Annotated in this window: 18 protein-coding genes; 2 read left to right on the forward strand and 16 right to left on the reverse strand. The window is 47.6% G+C overall.

Features of this window, described 5'->3' with window-relative positions; genetic code table 11:
* Window positions 1-11 precede the first annotated feature (11 nt).
* Entirely contained in the window at window positions 12-782 is a 771-nt protein-coding gene (locus tag DXA13_RS03150; protein WP_118241896.1) for a DeoR/GlpR family DNA-binding transcription regulator, read from the forward strand.
* A 270-nt stretch (window positions 783-1,052) separates the two neighbouring features.
* On the opposite strand, the gene DXA13_RS03155 is transcribed toward DXA13_RS03150, so the two are convergent.
* The 8 genes from DXA13_RS03155 to DXA13_RS03180 form a co-directional block, all read right to left on the reverse strand.
* Window positions 1,053-1,484: a DUF3830 family protein gene (locus DXA13_RS03155; RefSeq protein WP_118241897.1), complete on the reverse strand. Its 432-nt coding sequence runs from the start codon at window positions 1,482-1,484 to the stop codon at window positions 1,053-1,055.
* A 32-nt stretch (window positions 1,485-1,516) separates the two neighbouring features.
* Window positions 1,517-1,690 carry a chorismate--pyruvate lyase gene (locus tag DXA13_RS03160; RefSeq protein WP_118241898.1) on the reverse strand — a complete coding sequence of 58 codons (174 nt, stop codon included), beginning with the start codon at window positions 1,688-1,690 and terminating at the stop codon, window positions 1,517-1,519.
* A gap of 9 nt (window positions 1,691-1,699) precedes the next feature.
* The gene (locus DXA13_RS03165; RefSeq protein ID WP_118241992.1) at window positions 1,700-2,197 is read right to left on the reverse strand and encodes a DUF5721 family protein; all 498 of its coding nucleotides are present in this window, start codon (window positions 2,195-2,197) and stop codon (window positions 1,700-1,702) included.
* Window positions 2,198-2,253: 56 nt separating this feature from the next.
* Complete coding sequence (locus DXA13_RS03170) at window positions 2,254-4,284, reverse strand: ATP-binding protein (RefSeq protein ID WP_243008942.1); 2,031 nt, start codon at window positions 4,282-4,284, stop codon at window positions 2,254-2,256.
* Window positions 4,263-4,649 (reverse strand): hypothetical protein, encoded by a 387-nt coding sequence (locus DXA13_RS21445; protein ID WP_243008943.1) that lies wholly within the window; start codon window positions 4,647-4,649, stop codon window positions 4,263-4,265. Before DXA13_RS21445 ends, DXA13_RS03170 begins: the two co-directional genes overlap by 22 nt.
* A gap of 103 nt (window positions 4,650-4,752) precedes the next feature.
* The gene (locus DXA13_RS22700) at window positions 4,753-4,998 is read right to left on the reverse strand and encodes a response regulator (RefSeq protein ID WP_347559666.1); all 246 of its coding nucleotides are present in this window, start codon (window positions 4,996-4,998) and stop codon (window positions 4,753-4,755) included.
* Window positions 4,998-8,309, reverse strand: a complete 3,312-nt coding sequence (locus tag DXA13_RS03175) for an ATP-binding protein (protein WP_347559667.1) — start codon at window positions 8,307-8,309, stop codon at window positions 4,998-5,000. The genes DXA13_RS22700 and DXA13_RS03175 overlap by 1 nt, the downstream gene beginning before the upstream one ends.
* Before the next feature lie 3 nt (window positions 8,310-8,312).
* Window positions 8,313-11,537: a response regulator gene (locus DXA13_RS03180; RefSeq protein ID WP_118241899.1), complete on the reverse strand. Its 3,225-nt coding sequence runs from the start codon at window positions 11,535-11,537 to the stop codon at window positions 8,313-8,315.
* A 201-nt stretch (window positions 11,538-11,738) separates the two neighbouring features.
* Between DXA13_RS03180 and DXA13_RS03185 the strand changes: the two genes are divergently transcribed.
* Window positions 11,739-13,037, forward strand: a complete 1,299-nt coding sequence (locus DXA13_RS03185) for a M18 family aminopeptidase (RefSeq protein WP_118241900.1) — start codon at window positions 11,739-11,741, stop codon at window positions 13,035-13,037.
* 182 nt (window positions 13,038-13,219) lie between these two features.
* Here the strand turns inward: DXA13_RS03185 and DXA13_RS03190 are convergent, their stop codons facing one another.
* From DXA13_RS03190 to glgA, 8 genes are all read right to left on the reverse strand, one after another.
* Window positions 13,220-14,188: a peptidyl-prolyl cis-trans isomerase gene (locus tag DXA13_RS03190; RefSeq protein ID WP_118241901.1), complete on the reverse strand. Its 969-nt coding sequence runs from the start codon at window positions 14,186-14,188 to the stop codon at window positions 13,220-13,222.
* A 31-nt stretch (window positions 14,189-14,219) separates the two neighbouring features.
* Window positions 14,220-14,594: an HAD-IIB family hydrolase gene (locus DXA13_RS22705; RefSeq protein WP_347559668.1), complete on the reverse strand. Its 375-nt coding sequence runs from the start codon at window positions 14,592-14,594 to the stop codon at window positions 14,220-14,222.
* Between the two features lie 5 nt (window positions 14,595-14,599).
* Window positions 14,600-15,004: an HAD family hydrolase gene (locus DXA13_RS22710; RefSeq protein ID WP_347559669.1), complete on the reverse strand. Its 405-nt coding sequence runs from the start codon at window positions 15,002-15,004 to the stop codon at window positions 14,600-14,602.
* Window positions 14,997-15,605 (reverse strand): Maf family protein, encoded by a 609-nt coding sequence (locus tag DXA13_RS03200; RefSeq protein WP_347559670.1) that lies wholly within the window; start codon window positions 15,603-15,605, stop codon window positions 14,997-14,999. Before DXA13_RS03200 ends, DXA13_RS22710 begins: the two co-directional genes overlap by 8 nt.
* A gap of 275 nt (window positions 15,606-15,880) precedes the next feature.
* Window positions 15,881-16,435, reverse strand: coding sequence for a putative ABC transporter permease (locus tag DXA13_RS03210; RefSeq protein WP_118241904.1), 555 nt, complete (start codon window positions 16,433-16,435; stop codon window positions 15,881-15,883).
* A 113-nt stretch (window positions 16,436-16,548) separates the two neighbouring features.
* Window positions 16,549-17,010, reverse strand: a complete 462-nt coding sequence (locus DXA13_RS03215; RefSeq protein ID WP_118241905.1) for a divergent PAP2 family protein — start codon at window positions 17,008-17,010, stop codon at window positions 16,549-16,551.
* A gap of 9 nt (window positions 17,011-17,019) precedes the next feature.
* Window positions 17,020-17,589, reverse strand: coding sequence for an HD domain-containing protein (locus DXA13_RS03220; protein ID WP_118241906.1), 570 nt, complete (start codon window positions 17,587-17,589; stop codon window positions 17,020-17,022).
* Between the two features lie 179 nt (window positions 17,590-17,768).
* On the reverse strand, window positions 17,769-19,220 hold the full coding sequence (glgA, locus tag DXA13_RS03225; protein ID WP_118241907.1) for a glycogen synthase GlgA: 1,452 nt from the start codon (window positions 19,218-19,220) through the stop codon (window positions 17,769-17,771).
* Between the last annotated feature and the right edge of the window lie 466 nt (window positions 19,221-19,686).

Below are 19,686 nucleotides of genomic sequence, written 5' to 3' on the forward strand. Positions count from 1 at the left end.
AAGGGGATATTATGTTAAAAAGCGAAAGATTAGCCCAGATACAGGGCATGTTGAATAAATATGGAAAGGTTGAGGTCCGCAGTCTTTGCCGCCTGTTTAATGTGACGGAAATGACGATCCGCCGCGATCTGAATGAACTGGAGCAAAATCATATGGCTATCCGTTCTCACGGAGGAGCGATCGCTCCTCCTGATACCATGGTCACCGAACGGCCTTATCAAATGCGCATTATGTCACATCCATCTGAAAAGGAAGCAATTGCACAGATGGCGCTTCCATTGATCACAGCTGGATCCAAGATTTTTTTCGATTCCAGCACGACTGTTTACTGCCTGGCGCGCCTGCTCACCAACGACCAGAATCTGCTCGTTGTAACCGATACGCTATCCACAGCTCTTGAGCTGAATACAAGAACGAATATCCATGTGATCTGCCTCGGCGGCGAGCTTCAGAAAAATTCGAATTCCTGCGCAGGCATGTTCGCTGAAAATATGCTGCATACCATGCATTTTGACTGCGCCTTTCTCGGCCTGTACGGCATCACGGAAGACGGATATTTCTCCACGCCCAGCACCGCAGAATATTCCCTCAAGCGGACGGTGATGGAACACTCCAAGAGAATTGTCATTATGATAGACAGCAGCAAACTGGGTACTCCCAGTTTCCTCCAGATGGGTCACATCTCGGAAGTTAACACCATAATAACGGATTCCCATATTCCCGCTTCATTTGTAGAATTCTGTAAAAAAAACAATACGGAAATCATGATTGCCCCTCTGTAGCGGCAGATTTCACATGTCAGTTTCCGATCTTTGTAAACGGATAAATAGATCCATTGTAGTTGTTCCCCGCTTTAGCGAACTCTTTGTTCTCACTCTTTCTGTAATTGAAAAAGAGTGTTGCAAAAAAGAATCAATACCGCCTTTGATGCCAGAAGGAGTGACACGATCACTGCCTGGAGCGAAATTCTATCAAAGACATATCTGATTTTATTTTTTGCAACACTCTCTTTTTATTCTTTTTTCTGTTTCTATCAGGGAATCTTATCCCGTTTACTCTTCCATCAGCGTCAGCGTCGTCGTCTGTCCTCCGCCGATATGGACTTCATTTCCGTATTCCGCCAGCTGTTCAAGGCCCTCTTCTATCGTAAGCACATGATTTCCCATGAGGTTTCCGTTTCCGCAGGCGATCGCGTTCGGTCCCCATGCCAGATAGAGTTCTCCACCCATCTGAAGGCTCGGTATATTTCCAGGATATAAAATCACCTCGCCCTTTGACGGAATTCTGATCGGATCTTCAAAAGGCACGCTGAAGGCTCTCTCCTGGAGACGGAAAAAGCAGGCGTTCCCGCTCCATGACACGTGTATCATCTGATCCGTCCACGGCAGCATGGATAGCAGCCATTTACAGCTCTCCGGTGATTTTTCCTCTTCAAGACGCGCAATAAACTCATATTTCCCGGATGTGATTTTAATATGTTTCATTGTATTTTCTCCTCTCTTTCTCACGCACTTTCTCATTCAATGATGGAATACTCCAGCATCTCATACCGTAATTTTGTCCCTTCATCCGTCTCTTCCGGCAGAAGAGCGCGGGCTACAATTTTAATCTCTTCATCTGCTGCGTCCGTCCGTCTAAGATTCGCGTAATCTCCGTCTATGCCGACTACAATGTACTCGTATATATTCATCTTTTTATCCTACCCCTCCATATATATGATCTCTTTTGATTTAAAAAACTGCCTGACCGTATTGTCCCATTCCACATCCAGAGTCTTATCTAAAGTAAAGTAATTTACGGACAGTCCTGTTACACAGACCAGCTCCCTGTTTTCATAGCGGATGTTCAGATACAGCCCTTCCACATCCTCTTCCCTGACAGCAGTTCCGGCACGCCGTACGACTTTCTCAGCCTCACCCGGCGCCAGCTTGAGAACGATATGAAAACTCTCCGGAAGCCGTTTTCCCTTAATAAGCGAATAGCATACGGGACGCAGCGTTTTCCAGTAAGAAAATGCCTCGATCCTGTTTTCCTCCAGCTCCTCATCTGTATAATATCCCTGACGAATCCGTCCGTCTATGGAAAATGTGTTGAATGTCACAATCTGAGCATCCTTTACGAGAAAGAAATCAAATGTCTCTTTTACAAAAAGCTGTGACGTAAACGTCCTGATATCATCAATTTTCAGTGCAATCATACTCTTCTTCTCCCTGCTGCATGTTTTTTTCCAACCTCTGAATGTTATCTGCCCGGCTATTGTACAAAAGGCTTTTCCTTTTTCCATTCCAGACATTTCGTCAGGACGCTTTTTAACCGGTCGATTGAAACTGGTTTCGGGAGATGTCCGTTCATCCCCGCCAGGCGCGCCTGCTTCACATCCTCAGCGAATGCATCAGCCGTCATGGCTATAATCGGCAGAGCTTCAATTCCCTGTTTCCCCGAATCCCGTATTTTCCTTACGGCATCATAGCCGTTGAGGACAGGCATCTGGATGTCCATAAATACCATACTGTAATAAGATGATGGATGGCGGCAAACGGCCTCAACGGCCTCCTGCCCATTTTCCACAGTCTCGACCTGTACGTTCAGCAACTCAAGCATCTCCGTGGCAATCTGCCGGTTAATCGCATTATCTTCCGCCAGGAGCACCCTGATACCGGGAAAAGACTCCTTAATTGGAAGTTCCTCTGCCAGCACGTCGCTTTCCAAAGCGCTGTATTGTGTCAGACAAAGGGTAACCGTAAAACGCGACCCCTTTCCATACTCACTCTCCACCTGAATGTCTCCTCCCATCATTGCAACGATATTCTGTACAATTGTCATTCCAAGGCCGGTCCCTGTAATTTTGCAGAGCCGGCTCTCGTCAGCTCTGCTAAATGGTTCGAAAATGTGCCTGAGATATTCCGGCTTCATTCCGGTGCCGTCATCCTCGACTATAAACTGATATGTGCCTATGTGCTGTTCGTCTTTTTTAAGTTCCCTGAGCCTGAAAAATATCCGGCCGCCCTTTTCGGTATACTTTGACGCGTTGTCAAGAATATTGACCAGCACCTGCCTGAGACGCCTTTCATCACCCGTCACCTCTGAATGAAGCGCCTCTTCGATATCGACCGTCAAAACCTGTCCCTTGTTCTGAATGGACAGGCGGACCATCTCTGCCGTTTCCCTCATTATACTGAATAAATCAAATCTGTCCTCTGCCAGCTGAACTGCGCCGCTTTCGATTTTGCTTACATCCAGCACCTCGTTGACCAGTCCCAGCAGGTGGGCTCCCGAACCGGCAATTTTACTCAGATAATCCTTCATCCGCTCTTCATTTGCCAAATGCAGCTGTGCCAATTCAGTCATTCCGATAATCGCGTTTAAAGGAGTGCGGATATCATGGCTCATCCTCGAAAGGAAATCGCTTTTAGCCTGGCTTGCCTTTTCCGCCTTCTTCAAAGTCTCCTCCATCAGCAATTTAGCCTTTCGCTCTTTTTCCAGCGCCTCTTCCTGAATTCTTCGCTCCTCATCGATATTTCTGGACAAGGTGATCTCAATCAGATCATCAGTAAAGGGGCTTTCCACGCCCACTACCTGTGTAAAATGCCAGTGATATGTCCCATCCACCCCCAGATGCGGCACTTCCATCGTTATAATCCGCTCTCCTCTGGCAAATACGTCGGTAAGGGATTCCCTTGAAAATTTATTAATAAATTCTTCCCGGTAATCAGGATGTACGGTAGACAGCTCCTGTTCGATCAACATGTCAAAACTGCCGGCCTCGTCAGGCCTCTGTACAGGAAAACGGCCATATTCCAACATATGATATGTATTCCTGGTTAAATTGACCGCAATCAGCATCTGATAAGCGGTCCGGGCAGCCGTTGCGAGCTGGCTGACCTCAATATTCCGCTGCTGTTCCGCCAGATATTCATCCTGAACATCGCGAAAGACAAGAACGCACCAGAATTCCCCTTCCTCTGTCCGGCTGATCTTCGCTGCAGTAAATTCTACCATGTGGTAGTCACCGCCTTCTACCATGCGCCTCAGACGTCTGGAAATATATGTTCTTCCTTTTTCAAACTGCCTGATCAGAGCCTCACGGGAAAAATATATGTTAAACGTCTCAAGGTCATCGGGATGAATCGTCTTTTGTGCATATCTGAGGTTCTCAACCGCAAAATTGCCCTGTACTGGAATCCCATCCCACATCCCATCCTTCTGACAGTTAATATAGGAATTAGATGTGAGATTGGCAATTACACATTCATTGAAGACCGTCACAAGGCTCTGGGCATACATTCGTCCAATATCACTATTCTCCTTGGACTGCGCCGGTTCGGTTCTCTGAGGCTCACAGTCACTGCTACTGCCGGTATGCGGCCGTCCCATAGAATGCGGTCCGCCGTAATATTCAGACTGCATTTCAGCCAAGGTGCATAGCGTACCATATGGTTGGAAGAACCTTCCTCCGCACATTTAAGCAAGCTGCTGACAAACCCGGCCGGCCAAATCTCCTGACATCTCATACCAAGTTCGATGCGGCCGCAGCCGGCGTCTTTACAGCGTTGATTGTAATATAACAGACGCTGTGTTTTGTCCTCAATAACAAAGACGCTGACGCCCGTTAAAGAGTCCAGCAGATTGGCTAAATTATCATGGGACATTATTTTCTCTCCTTTGTTGATAGTAAAAACTTTAAAAGAATCATTCGCATCAGTGATGATTTCTCTTTTGCCTTGTCATGAATACATTCTGTCATTTTGGCCGTCATCTGCCTGTATGGCCCTTATCCGCCCTGCCCAGTACGTTGTTCAGCGTACTCCAGAGCAGTTTCACATCGATTGGTTTTGCAATATGGGCATTCATTCCCGCCTCCAGCGCTGCCTGTATATCTTCAGTAAAGGCATTGGCCGTCATTGCAATGATTGGAATTGTCATTGCATCCGCCCGGTCTGTCATTCGGATCGTTCTGGCCGCTTCATAACCGTTCATGCCGGGCATCTGTATATCCATCAAACTGCGTCATACGTCCCCGGAAGAGCAGTACAAAATGCCTCTACTGCCTGGAAACCATCCGTTTTAACCACAGACTGCGCACCGCACATATTGAGCAGCTCACACAGAATTTCCGAGTTAATCGCATTGTCCTCAGCGATGAGAAAGCGGCGTCCTTCCAGCAGTTTTTCTGCTTCCTCATTCACTGTTTCTGTTTCCTCCATCTCTGCCGTGCTTTCTCCGGCTGCTGCAGCTTCCCCCTCCAGTTCCACCAGGAACACGGTTCCTTCACCCACACGGCTTTCCACGGCAATCGTACCTTCCATCAAATCTACAAGTCCCTTTGTAATGCTGAGTCCCAGTCCGGTACCTTCCACAGACGCCGCATTGCGGCTCCGGGTAAACGGTTCGAAAATGTGAGTCAGAAAGGCTTCCTCCATACCCACTCCCGTATCTCTGATGGCAAAACGATACCGGGCATTTCCCAGGTCCTTCTTGGGCGGAATTTCTTCTGCTGTGAATTCTACCCTTCCGCCTTCCGGAGTAAATTTAATCGCATTTCCCAAGATGTTAATCATGATCTGATTGATCCTGAGGGAATCCCCATAAAAGCCGGGATGATGAATTCCTTTTTCCAGGAATGTAAGTTCCAGTCCTGCTGCCTCTGCCTGGGGGATCATCATATCGGCCAACTGCCCCATCAGTTTTGACAGGACGATTTTCGTATGGTTCAGAGTAATCTTGGAACGTTCAATCTTGCTCATATCCAGGATATCGTTAATCAGGCTCAACAGGTGTCTGGACGAAAACGATATTTTCCGCAGACAATTCTCCAATTTCTCCCGGTTATCCAGGTGGGCAGAAGCAAGTGCTGTCATTCCCATAATCGCATTCATAGGTGTACGGATATCATGGCTCATGGATGACAGGAAATCGCTCTTTGCCTGATTTGCTTCTTCCGCCTGCGCCAGCGCTTTCTCCAGAGCTTCTTTCGTACGCCGCTCCGCCGCCAGCATATCCGTCACATCTGCTCTCACCAGACAGATCGTTTTATGACCGCTGTCTCCCCAAAGTACATTTACCTGCTTATACCGTAGGCCGGTGTCGCCCTTCCATGGGAGGACGAAATCATAACCGGACGGCGAATCCTCCAGCTTCTTAAGCATTGTTTCCATCCGGAACTGTTTTTCAATCGATTCTCTGTCTTTATTCTGAACAAAATCTTTTGTAAAACTCTTTACTGCACGATCGTAGTTTTCTATTACAAACGGAGGCAGATTTTCCAGTACGGTCTGGCGGGTATGCAACGTCAGATGACTCGTATCTGTTTTAATAAATGCCAGTAGTTCAAATGTATACGCAACTACGTTTAGCAGCCCCTGCTCTTCCCTGACCGATTCGGTAATATCCGTACGTGCCAGGCAAATGCGCCCCAGCCGCAGGTCCACAGCGGAAACAGTCAGGTTTTTCGTCAGAATATCGCCGCTTTCCCCTACAATCGAATAGGGGAAGGAATAGGAACCGTCCCGTTCCAGGCGCTCTGTTATGTAGGCCGGATCCAGCATTCTGGCTACCTGTTCCCGGTCTTTTGGAACCACCTGGTTCTTAAGCATATATGCAATCCTGTGGGAATGCCGCCCTTCATCAGCTGCTATATCGCCACATTCCAGGGTCCCGTTTAGAAGCGTAAAGTGATCATTCTTCAGATCCACATCCGCCACCAGATCATAGCTGACTACCGAAAGCTGCTTCAGAATCCGTTCAGAAATAACCTGTTCCGTTACATCGGTGACCGTCAGTATTCCCGTAATGTCTCTGGTATCCGGAGTTTCTACGAGGCTCATTTTAAACTGTACATAACGGCCTGCTTGTTCCTTCGGAAGTTTCATAAAGCAGTTCATGATCTGCTCCGTATCTCCCCGTTCAAACGCCGCAAGCGCCGGTGCATTCAGATACCGATTCAGGAATTCTCTGCGCTCTCCACCTTCTACTACAAGGCTGCTGAGTCCGGTAAAAAATGTTTCACGGACAGTGCCAAACGTTCTCAGCAGATCGGAATCTGTATGATCAATGATCTCATATATCTGATTTTTCGTCACATTACAGTGGCCGACAACAAGCGCATTCGGATCCATAGTTCGATAGTGCTGCAGAATCAGCTCCTTATACTGTCTGCGCAGCTGTTCCTGTATTTCCTGATCCCTGGTCACATCGTGAAAACTGGTATAGAGCCTGTATTCTCCGTTTCCGCTCTGAATCACAGAAAGCGTATTTTTTACCCACAGATAACAGCCGTTCCCTTTTTTCAGGCGGTATAAAATCTCACACTGGCTTCTGCCTCCGGCAATGAAGTCAGCCATTTGTTTTTTTACCATCTCCAGATCGTCAGGATGGATGCCGGCCATTACATCGCTCCGGTACGTCTCCCATGCTTCTTCCATCGTCATACCTGTCATCGCAGCTAATCCTTCAGACAGAAATTCCGTCGCCATTCTTCCGTCTTTTCCATAACGGACAACAGCGACGCCTCCCGGCAGATGCCTGACGACCGTCTGAAAATACTCTTCCATCCTGTACTGACTGCTGACGTCACTGTAAACGCCGTACAGCAGTTTCGTACCGTCTTCCTGGGGTTTTACAGAACCTTCCAAACGGATCCAACTGTACTGCTGTTTTTTATCATTCCAGACACGGTAGACATGATGAAGAATGCTGTTTTTGCATATCGCTTCCTGAATGATTCCCTCCAAAGCCGCCACATCATCCGGATGAACCCCCAGGTAATCCGTCTCCTGTTCGACCGAATGAATATGCTCTTCGGAATATCCCATGACCTCATAAAAAACATGGTTGTGGAACACGGGATAAATACGTTGGCCGTCATAGCGGTAAACGCAGAGCCCGCAAGGAATGCTGCTGAAGGTGGTCTGAAGCTCCTCGCTGAGAGCTTTCGTCTGGATTTCCTTTGCCTGTGCTTCCGTTATATCCGATATATACTCAATTTGAGCCGGTCTTCCGTCCCATTCGATCAATTTTCCGCTGACCTGATAAACGCGCTGATTGACCGGATGGCGGTACTGTCTTGTAAACAGTTCCGTCCTGTTCATCTTCCCTGCACTGCAGAATGGGCATGGCTTCTGAAAGCCTGCCACCTGGTAACATGTACGCCTCTGCTCCGAAGGCATTGTACTCACAAACTCTTTCGCTAGACGGTTTAGGTAGAGCAGCTCCCGGTTGTCTGAGGCGCTGACGAAGACTGCAATCGGCGCATTGTCCATGACAGCTGCCGTCTGGATCGTGGAAAGCATGGAAGGAGAATCCTCCTGCATTATTTAAACCCCCTCTCCGTAAATGAAATCATACAGCGTCTGATAAAGCCGTTCCGGGTCAATAGGTTTGGCCAGGTGGGCATTCATGCCTGCTGCTTTGCTCTTTTCAATATCATCATCAAATGCATTGGCCGTCATTGCAATAATCGGTATGGTTTTTGCATCTGCGTTGCTGAGATGGCGGATATTTACAGCCGCTGCAAGACCGTCCATTAACGGCATACGGATATCCATCAAAATTGCGCTGTAATATCCTTCCTGGGATTTGCTGAACAGCTCCATGGCACGCAGACCGTTTTCGGCCGTATCTACCTGGAAGCCTTTGTTTTCAAGCAGCATTACTGCCACCTCCGTATTAATCGCATTATCCTCAGCCAGCAGCAGCCTCCTGCCTGAGAAATTGAAATCTGCCGGTTCTTCCTGATGCTCCGGCTCTTCCCTTCCTCCCAGCACTTTTGTAAATGCAGATACAAGGGAGGATTTAAACATCGGCTTGCTCATAAGCAGATTGACTCCTGCAAGTTTTGCTTCATGTTCTATTGAAATCCAGTCATAGGCAGTCATGATAATAATGGTAACGTCCGGCCCCACAATAGAGCGAATCCTGCGCGCCGTCTCAATCCCGTCCATATCCGGCATTTTCCAGTCGATCAGAATCAAGTCGTAATACCTGCCTGCGTCCCAGAACTCCTTCACACGGTCAACCGCCTTACGGCCGCTGTCCACCCATTCCGCCCTGATTCCCATTTCGTGAAGAGTGACGATGGCGCTTTCGCAGACAGCCACATCATCATCTACTACCAGGGTTTTCAAATGGGAAAAGTTATAGCTCTGGGTCTTTTGATGGTGACGCAGTTTTTCTTCTTCTGTAATTCCCAGCTTCACATCTATGGTAAACTCCGTGCCGATCCCTTTAATGGAACGCACCGTAATCTGGCCGTCCATCATGTCCACAATGCTCTTGGAAATGGCAAGTCCCAGCCCGGTTCCTCCAAATTGAGTCGTAGTGCCCGTAGATTCCTGGGAGAACGGTTCAAATAGATGGGGAAGGAATTCCCCGCTCATTCCCACTCCCGTATCATTCACAATAAATCTCAGGACAGCGTCATTTTTCGTCCTTTTATGCAGGGAGGCGGAAAATGTAACTTTGCCGCTTTCCCCTGTGAATTTAATCGCATTGCTTAAAATGTTGATGAGTACCTGCTGCAGCTTCATGGCATCCCCGATGTAGTAATCGTCCAGTATCGGGTCCGTAATGCATTCATAGTCCACGCCCTTGGCCGCTGCCTGCCCATAGCAGATGGAGTTGATGCCATTGAGGAACTCTTCTGTAGGTATCTTTTCATTTTTCAGAAGCATTTTTCCGCTTTCAATCCGGCTCATATCGAGAATATCGTTAATCAGCGAGAGCAGGAAACGGGAGGAAATTCCTATTTTTGAAATACAGTCCGCCACCTGTTCATCATCCCCGATCGACTGCGCCGCTATGGTGCTCATACCGATAATCGCGTTCATAGGCGTGCGGATTTCATGGCTCATACGGGAGAGAAAATCTGTTTTGGCCGCATTGGCCTGTTCTGCCGCAATCAGAGCAGCAGCCAGTTCTTCTTTCTGCCTCTGCTCCTGCTGCACCACGTCGGTTACATCCGTACACGCAACACATACGTGGCCCAGGACTTCGCTGATATATGATACCTGAACGCGCTTGACTTCTTTATTGCCGTAGACGTCCTTCATCTCCACCACAAAGCTGTATGCATCCTGCTGAAGCAGCTGATGTTTCATATAAGCATAATCCAGTTTCTTCGTATACGTCTTCTGTCCATGTTCGTCCATATACTGTGCGGAAATCGCCCGTATGCCCTTCTGGAATTTTCCATTTGCAGAAATAACCCCCTCAAGAGCCTTGTGACACGAAACAAGTCTGTACGTGTCCTTCTGCATATCAACATCCATAATAATATCGTAATCCAAATCGGCAATCCTGCTGAGAAGCCGTTCCTGAAGCTTCTGTTTTGTAATGTCCGCAGTATAAAAGAATACGATAATATCCCCTGTAACCCGGTTAAGGCAAGAGTGGAATTTCGTACTCGCCCAGAAAATCGTTCCGTCATTTCGTTTCCGCAGAAAATCGAACTGATAGTCCACGATACCATTTTCGTAGTCGAGGAGCACCCGTTCACGATCCAGGGTCCTGCGGATATACTCCCCATATTCCGCATCTACAGCGGAATCGGCCAGATTTTCAACAGCCTCCGAATAAGAGGCGCCTGCTTTCAGGGAAGAACGCTCTTCGCCTGCCAAAAAGGTTTCCAGCCTGTTCTGTGTCAGGTTGATCGTACCCTGAATGCAGCCGTTCGCAGAAGATAGCTTTGCAAAATACGTCAGTTCTTCTTCATACAGTTTCTTTACCTGTTCCTGAAGCTGTTTCTGGACCGTAATATCGATACAGACAAAAGAAACCGCAGGCCGTCCGTCTTCCGCCGTAATTCTCCTGCCCAGATCGTGAACCCATATGTAAGAGCCGTCCTTTTTCTTCATCCTGTATTCGACGACATATTCATCCCCTACAGCCAGCTGGGTCGCGACTTCCTCGTCCACCATCTTCTGATCGTCCGGATGTATGCAGTTTGATATCCGTCCGCCGATATCCGCATCAAATTCCTCCTGATTCTCATATCCGAGATAATCCATCATATGACGGTTAATATAGTAAAGCGGAAATCCGTCCTCCATATAGCCGCCCATCATCCCGCCGGGAAGGGAATCATTGAGCAGTTCCTGCCGCTGCCGGACGATGGTTTCCATCACCAGTGCACGGGGATAATGTTCGCCTTCTCTCTGGCTGAGGCCAGGCTCGGCAGCATAAAAGCTCCGTATCTTCCAATTTCCGTCTGCTTCCTGTATGCATGTAAAAAAGCCGCGCAGACGCCATGTATAATGTGCATTCTTTAATGTCAGCTTCGTCGATATGCAGCGCACGCGCTCTGCCGGCGCATACTCATGAATCGTTGTGAGATTACAAACGAACGGCTCAGGATTTTCTTCTATATCCTGCCTGAGATATTCGGTCATTTCCGTAATTCCGGATGCAGACTCATTTTCACCAGTTCCGATAAATTCTACTTCATCAGAAAGAAACCCTAGCGTCCCTTCCGCATCTCGCTGCTCAAACCAGGTATGACAGAATTCCTGGACCATCTCCTTAACCGTATTTTGTTCGTTCATCCCTTAATCCTTTCCGTAAAACAATCTTCCTCCATCATATCATAGATCGATTTCAAGTTCAATCTTCAGCAGCCGGCTGGGCCTGGGATCATCCTCTGATTCCGCACAAGTGAACTTGTATAGTTCCGCCTGATTATGATATGATAGGAACTATGACAGCGGCGTTAAAAACGCCGGACAAATACCAGGAGGACTTTTTTTATGAATCTATATACTGACAACGACCTTCAAACGCTGGCTCAGACGCTTCATGCTTCCGTTTCCCCATATCATTGCATTCTGGAAGCGGAACGTCAGCTGTCTGAAGCCGGTTTTCTTCCGCTCAGCCTTGGAAATCCCTGGACTAAACTGAAACGGGGCGGCTCTTATTTTGTTAATGTTTTTGACTCCACCTTATTTGCATTCCGCATCGGTAAGGAATTCCGTGAAACCGCTTCCATACGCATCGCCTCCGCCCACACAGACTGGCCCTGCCTCAAGCTGAAGCCATCTCCTGAGGTTTCTTCCGAACGCTATGGCAAGCTGAACGTGGAGGTTTACGGCGGGCCGATCCTCAGCACATGGCTGGACCGCCCTCTTTCCATCGCCGGAAAAGTATGTCTGAAAGGGAACAATCCATTCTCCCCTAAAACTGTTTTCGTGGACTTCAAACGGCCTCTCCTCACCATTCCCAACCTTGCGATTCACATGAACAGGAAGGTCAATGACGGCGTGGCGCTGAATCCTCAGTCCGATATGCTTCCTGTACTCACGCTTATTACGGAGGCTCTGGATCGTGAATGCTACTTTATCAATCTGCTGGCTTCTGAGCTGAAGGTGATGGCAGGGGAAATTCTGGACTATGAACTCTATATTTACAATACAGAACAGGGAACACAGCTCGGACTCGCCAATGAATTCTATTCCGCTCCCCGGCTGGATAATGTCACATCCGTTCAGGCGGCTTTGAGCGGCCTTGTGGAAACATCCCGTGACGACGGACTGAACGTCATCGCTCTGTATGATAATGAAGAGATCGGAAGTTTTACAAAACAGGGGGCGGATACGGCAGTTACTGAACGGATTCTGCGCAAAATTTACTCTTCCTTCGGTCTCACAGAGTTCCTGGACGACGCATTGTTTCGCGGTTTTCTCCTCTCTATGGATGTGGCACACGCTACTCATCCGAATCACGGGGAGAGAAATGATATTAAGAATAAAATTATGCTGAACGACGGCGTTGTCATCAAAATGGCTGCCAGGCAGTCTTATGCTACGGACGCCCGTTTTGTCAGCGTGGCGGAATCCCTCTGTCTGGAAAATGAGATTCCATACAGAAAATTTTCCAATCGTTCCGATATTCCGGGAGGTTCCACACTTGGCGCCATCGCTTCCGGCAAGCTGAACATGCCGGCAGTAGATGTGGGAATTCCCATGCTGGCCATGCATTCTGCCCGGGAGCTTATGGGCTCCAGCGACCAGAAAGCGCTGACTGATCTCTGCCGGGCATTCTTCCGTTAAACCAGCTGATTTTATGTAAAAAGGGTGCTGCATAAGGAATTTCATATCCAAATACCAGCTTTTGCTCCTGGACAGCGGTCAGGCCGTTCCTTCTGATATTGGGATATGTATGATTTTCCTTTTACAGCACCCTTATTTTCTGAAAAGCTGCATCAGGCAGCCACACACTTTTCAGGTCACAGTCAGTTTTTAAAATATTCATGATACATTTCAAAGAAATTCGTAGTTGTACAGCCGTCATCTCCCGAAAATTTCAGCTCTTCCCACATTTCGTCTCCAAAATCCACCGGATTTTTCTGGGCATATTCGTTGTATATCTGTCTGAAAATCTGATCTTTCTTCTCGATTTCCAGCACCTTTTTCCGTTCCTGCGTCGCGTCCATATCATATTCATTCAAACACTTTACAATATAATAAGCAGGGCCCACTTCAATCACGCTGCTCACTTCTCCCTCTGTCAGGGCAAAAGCCGCATCCTCCAGCGCTTTATCATCCTCGCCCCGCCCCAGTTTCCGTTCCAAATCAGGATTCAGGGAATATTCTGCCGCAATCGCCGCGAAATCGGCTCCTTCTTCCTGAGTCTTCTGCCAGACGAGGTCGGCCGTTTCCTTGTTCCACACTTCGATCTGCTGCAGCACCATGACCTTTGCCTCGCTGTCACTGACTTCCAGATCCATATCTTTCGTGGTCTCTGTAACCATCTTATTAGCCAGGCAGTATTCCTGATACATGATCCGGACATCGTCCTTATCGATGCCCATATATTCAATGTCTTCTCTGCTTAATTTTTTGTAGTAATCCTCTGTCAGCCTGTTCACTTTTTCCTTTTCCGCGGCATCCAGGCTGATGTCCTGTTCCCTGGCCATCATAGTGACCGTCCGCATCTCTTCTAAAAAGCTTTTTATCTGATCCAAAAGGTAATTTTCAAATGTAGTACCGCTGTCGTCCATTTTTACTCCCCATATCTGGTCCGTATAAATCGATTCATAGCGGTTTCTTTCCGTTGCCACAAAGATCATCGTCTGCGGCTCCGTATATTGTTTGGACTCCTTTGCCTCAGACATAAGGGGAATCCCCTTGCAGCCTCCAAGCAGCAGAGCCGCTGCCGTCAGAGGCAGCACTACTGTTTTCCATCGTTTTCCAAACTTCATTCTGCTCTCCTCGCAAAGACTTCCATTATAATCACAACAGGCATTTCAGCACCTTCAGCACGCCGTCTCTTTCACTTCTGTCCGTCTGAAACCTGGCCGTACGGCGCACTTCTTCTCTTGCTCCTGCAACTGCGAAGCTGTAGTATGCCTGATTCATCATTTCGATATCATTTAACTGGTCTCCAAATACCATTGTCTCTTCGGGTTTAATATTCAGGCTGTCCTGAAGCACGTTCATAGCCCATCCTTTATTCACATCCCGCGGAATAAAATCCATCCACGCTCTGCCGGATATGGTAGCGGTCCCATATGCTCCATACTCTGCTTCTGCCCGTTCGGCGATTCCTTCCAGTCCGCCTTCATAGTAACACGCTACTTTCAGAATCTCATCGTCGACGTTCTCCACATCATCTACCACCTTGACGTCATAGAGGTATCCGTCATGAATCCAGTCCAGAAACTCCTGTTCTTAGAATCCATATACGCGACTTCCGGGCTGCTGATTACGATATCCATTCCCGGAACCTTCTTCATGTCGCGAATAAATGCTTTTGCTGCCTCGTTCGGAATCGTCTTCAGAAACAGGGAGCGATTATAGAGGCCGATAAAGCCCCCATTGTCTGCTATATAAAAAATTCGTCTGCGAATTGGAGCAAATACCTTGTCCACACTGCTCCAGTGACGGCCGCTGGCCGCCGCAAACTGAATCCCTCTGTCTTTTAATTCCAGTATCACCGAAAACAGTTCCGGGTTGATCTCGTGAGACCCCTCCGGAACCAATGTCCCATCAATATCGGAAACAATCAGTTTAATCATGCAAATTCCCTCCTGGTGCATTTTCATTCCATTTTTTCAGCTCCTGGTACAACCTGCCTACTGGCAGCCCCACCACATTGCTGTAATCTCCGCTGATACCCTTAATATAAGCAGCAAACCTTCCCTGTATCCCGTAGGCTCCTGCTTTGTCCATCGGTTCCCCGCTGTCCACGTATGCTTCGATTTCCTCTCTTGTCATAGGGTATACGGAAACGTACGTCTTTTCTGCAAATGTACATCTGCCCGCCGTTTTTCCATCTTTCATCCGTATTACAGTAACTCCCGTGCAGACCTGATGGGTACCTCCGGCAAGCATGCTGATCATCTTTACGGCCTCTGTCCGATCCACCGGCTTGCCAAGAATTACGTCCCCGGCTGCCACTACCGTATCGGCTCCGATTACGAGAACGTCTTCTCTGCTCGCACCATATCCTGAAGCCACATCTTCTGCCTTCCTCTCCGACAGCTCCTTAACGACTTCTTCAGGCACAATCTTCGTTACTGTTTCCTCCACCCCGCTGGGCAGTATTTCCGGTATAATTCCAATCTGCTCCAAAAGCATCTTCCTCCGTGGAGATGCAGAAGCCAGCACAATTTTCATGATTACGTTCCTCTTTCTTAATAAACTACAGGTATTCCAAGCACACCCCCGTTTGAGAGCTTACCGCCAAAAACCAGGCGCTTCTTTCCGCCGGAGGCGCCATATCGGCGAAGCTGATATGGTATAAGCCGTTCATTGGCCTTATACCTGCGCATGCTGGTTTTGGCGTTCACCGCCAAAAGCCAGGCGCTTCTTTCTGCCGGAGGCGCCATATCGGCGAAGCTGATATGGTAAAATAGCTGCCCGTCCCAAATGGAAGTGCAGCCATTCAATCATCAATATATTTTCAATCTGCCAATCATTGGCGTATCATCATCTTCTTCATTCGTTCTTTCGTTCCAGATGGAATATGTAAAATCCATTATATAATAAAACAAAAGACCAACCGCCAGCCATTTTTCCATTCCGTCGGGGATCAGATAAACGAGGCCGTGGACAAATCCATCCAGGAACCAGAAGAAAAATATCCCAAGGAATCCCCAGCCCAGACTACTTTCCAGGCAGATGATCCCCTTATAATTAAAAGGCTTCTGGCTGTAATCCCACCAGAATGAACCGAACAGCCGGATCATCAACTTTGCTGTTACAAGTTCCATACTTGTTGCCATCACCATAGAAGCAACAAACAGACGAAACGGTTCTTGGGCTACAGGAGCAAGAAGCGTATATGCTCCCAGTCCGCCAAAACCGTATATAATGCAAAATGGGCCGCGGACAAATCCCCTGTCCAGCACAGCAGTTCTGTTTTCATAGCTAAGTACAACACACTCCAGCAGATATCCAAGGAAACTCAGAATAAAAAACCAGATAATCATGTGATATCTTGTCATATGATTCCTCCGTTCTTTCTCGTGTTAATTTTTTGTTAATAAGTATAATACGAATCTCCCCGGAATACAAATTTATTTTTCTTACGTTTTTATGAATGGACTCCCAACTCCGTTTATGCGTATCGGCCATCCATTACCACTGCTACAATTACCCCAAGTATTGCTCCCGCCAGCACCTGAAGAGGCGTATGGCCGATCAGCTCCTTCAGCCTCTGCTGAAAAGCTTCGTTATCTAATTTAAAAAAGTCCTGCTCCAGAATCAGGTTGAGGAGCTTTGCCTGTTTCCCAGCTTCACGGCGCACTCCCATGGCGTCATACATAACGACTGAAGCCAATACGAAACAAATAGCAAACTGAAATGATCCAACGCCGTAGACAAGGCCTGCCGATGTAGTCAGCGCGCACACCGTAGCCGAGTGGGAACTTGGCATGCCCCCCGAACCTACAAGTCGTTCTGCCGAAAAGCTTTTGTTCAGACTCAGATCAATAATTGTTTTCAGCACCTGAGCCACTGTCCAGCCTACAATTGAACTGACAAGCACCTGATTACTCCCTAGTTCTTCCCAAAATGTCATGTTTCTCTCCTAAGCAATCTTATTGCGCCGCAGCATGCCTGAACACCACCGTTTTACATGGCCTCCTACCTCTGACAGGCTGCAGAATTTATCTGCATATACAATTGCCATTCCCGCCATAGAAGAAGGCGGCACGACCGTCAGCGGCCACATATGGCGCAAAATGATCTTCTGTTCCTTTTCCGGTATATCAAAATATTTTACTGCATTTTCCATTGCTACCCGCGGATGAGTATAGCCGTGAAAATAATTTCCCGTTTCCTTTGCATGCGTATGCCAGTCATACAAGAATAAATCGTGGAGCAGCCCTGCCCGGGCTGCTGCCACGAAATCCCATCCATGTTTTCTGCATATCCTGTAACTCAGATACGATACCTGAATGCAGTGTGCCCTGCATGTAGTATGGCCGTGCTGAATATAGTTATCCATAGACTGAAAGACAGGATTCTCCAGAATGTCACTGACACATGCCAGATACTCCTGATCATCCCTGTATGCCTCTCGCCTGATCCAGGAATCGTCTTCCACCCATCTCACTGCTTTTTCCCGCTCTTTACGGGATAATTCAAACCGTTCCATATCCTATCACCTGACACCTTTTTAATCTGTAAACCAAGCCCAGAAGCTACCTGCCAATCGCTCTTATTATATCATATTCCCTCCGCAGATACAGTGACTCCACGGATTTCATCACCTGGACATTGACGGCAGGCACAAAAGCCGGCACGTACATGATATCATGTCTGATTTATGGGCAATTATACTGTAATCCCGGTCAGCCAGTCATATAATTCCTGGTATTTCATGGCTGATGTCTTCCAGGAATAATCCTTTGCCATCGCCCGGTCTATAATCTTATTCCATTCACGCTTTTTATTGTAATAAATATATTTTGCATACTGAAGGCTTCCAAGCATTTCGTGAGCATTGTAATTGGCAAAGGAAAATCCTGTACCGCTGCTATCATATTCGTTATACGGCTCGACCGTATCCTTCAGTCCGCCGGTTTCTCTGACGATCGGAACCGTCCCATAACGAAGGGCCATCAGCTGGCTCAGGCCACACGGTTCAAACAGAGACGGCATAAGAAATGCATCACATGCTGCATAAATCTTATGGGACATCGGTTCGGAATAATAGATATTGGCAGAAACCCTGTCATGATATTTCCAGTCATAATGGCGGAACATATTCTCATACTTTTCATCACCTGTGCCGAGAACCACCAGCTGCATATCATCCGTACACATCTCATCCATAACGCACTGAATCAGGTCAAAGCCCTTCTGATCCGTCAAACGCGATACGATACCGACCATAAATTTCTTCTCGTCAACAGGAAGTCCAAGTTCTTCCTGAAGCGCCTTTTTATTCTTTACCTTCTCCTTACGGAAATTCTTTGCGTTGTATTTCTGTACAATCGCCGTGTCTGTCTCCGGATTGAATTCATCGTAGTCAATTCCATTGACAATCCCTCTCAGGCTGTTGGCCCGTGCACGCATCAAACCGTCCAGGCCCTCGCCGTAAAACGGCATCTTAATCTCTTCTGCATACGTGTCGCTTACTGTAGTGATGGCATCCGCATACACGATGCCTCCCTTCAGCATGTTGCCGTCCTTATACGCCTCCAGCTTATCCGGCGTAAAGTAATAATCCGGAAGGCCTGAAAACCTCTGTATCGTCTTGACATCCCACACGCCCTGGAATTTCAGGTTATGAATGGTGATTACGGATTTCATACTGCTGAAGAACTCGCCGGCACGGAATCTGTCCTTTAAATAAACAGGAATCAGTCCTGTCTGCCAGTCGTGGCAATGTACAACATCCGGCTGGAATCCGATTACTGGGAGGGATGAGAGGGCTGCCTGGCAGAAGAAGGAGAATTTCTCCAGATCAAAATACCAGTCGCCATAGGGCTTCGGCCCACAGAAATAGCTTTCATTATCGATAAAATAGAATGTAATTCCCTCATAGACGTACTGCAGAATTCCGACATAACGGCTCTGCCCCAGATAGTCCATATAAAAATGATTTACATACGTCATCTGGCTGCGCCATTCTTCCTTGATACACAGATATTTTGGTATCATGACACGCACATCAAAATATTCCTTATCAAAACACTTCGGCAGTGAACCAACTACATCGGCAAGTCCACCCGTCTTAATAAAAGGTACAGCTTCCGAAGCTACGAATAATATTTTCTTCATGAATAAAACCCTCCTTTGATAGCTGTAAAAGCCAGAATCGTCTGCCTTCCCCAACAGACTCTTTCTCCTAATAGTATACAATAATTCAGAAAATTTAGAAAGCACTATTCCTTCTTTTTTCCAACTTTTTTACATATCTACGAGCCAGGCAATTTTATATATCTACGAGCCAGGCAATTTAGAAAGCGCATAAGCCAAGAAGGGAGCTTGCTCACGGATTGGCTTATGTGCTTTCTAAATTATGCGGCGACAGACGCTAAGCGAGATGGCGCGCAGCGCAATCGAGCTTGCCTGGCGGACTCCGCCTGTGCCAAGAAGAGCTTGCTCACGGATTGGATTATGTTCTTTCTAAATTATGCGGCGACAGCCGCTAAGCGGGATGGCGCGCAGCGCAATCGAGCTTGCCTGGCGGACTCTTCCTGTGCCAAGAAGAGCTTGCCCGGCCTTCCTATCATAGTGCCCTTAA

It is taken from the genome of Clostridium sp. AM58-1XD (assembly GCF_003464085.1).
In the GTDB taxonomy this organism is placed as follows: domain Bacteria; phylum Bacillota; class Clostridia; order Lachnospirales; family Lachnospiraceae; genus Lachnoclostridium_A.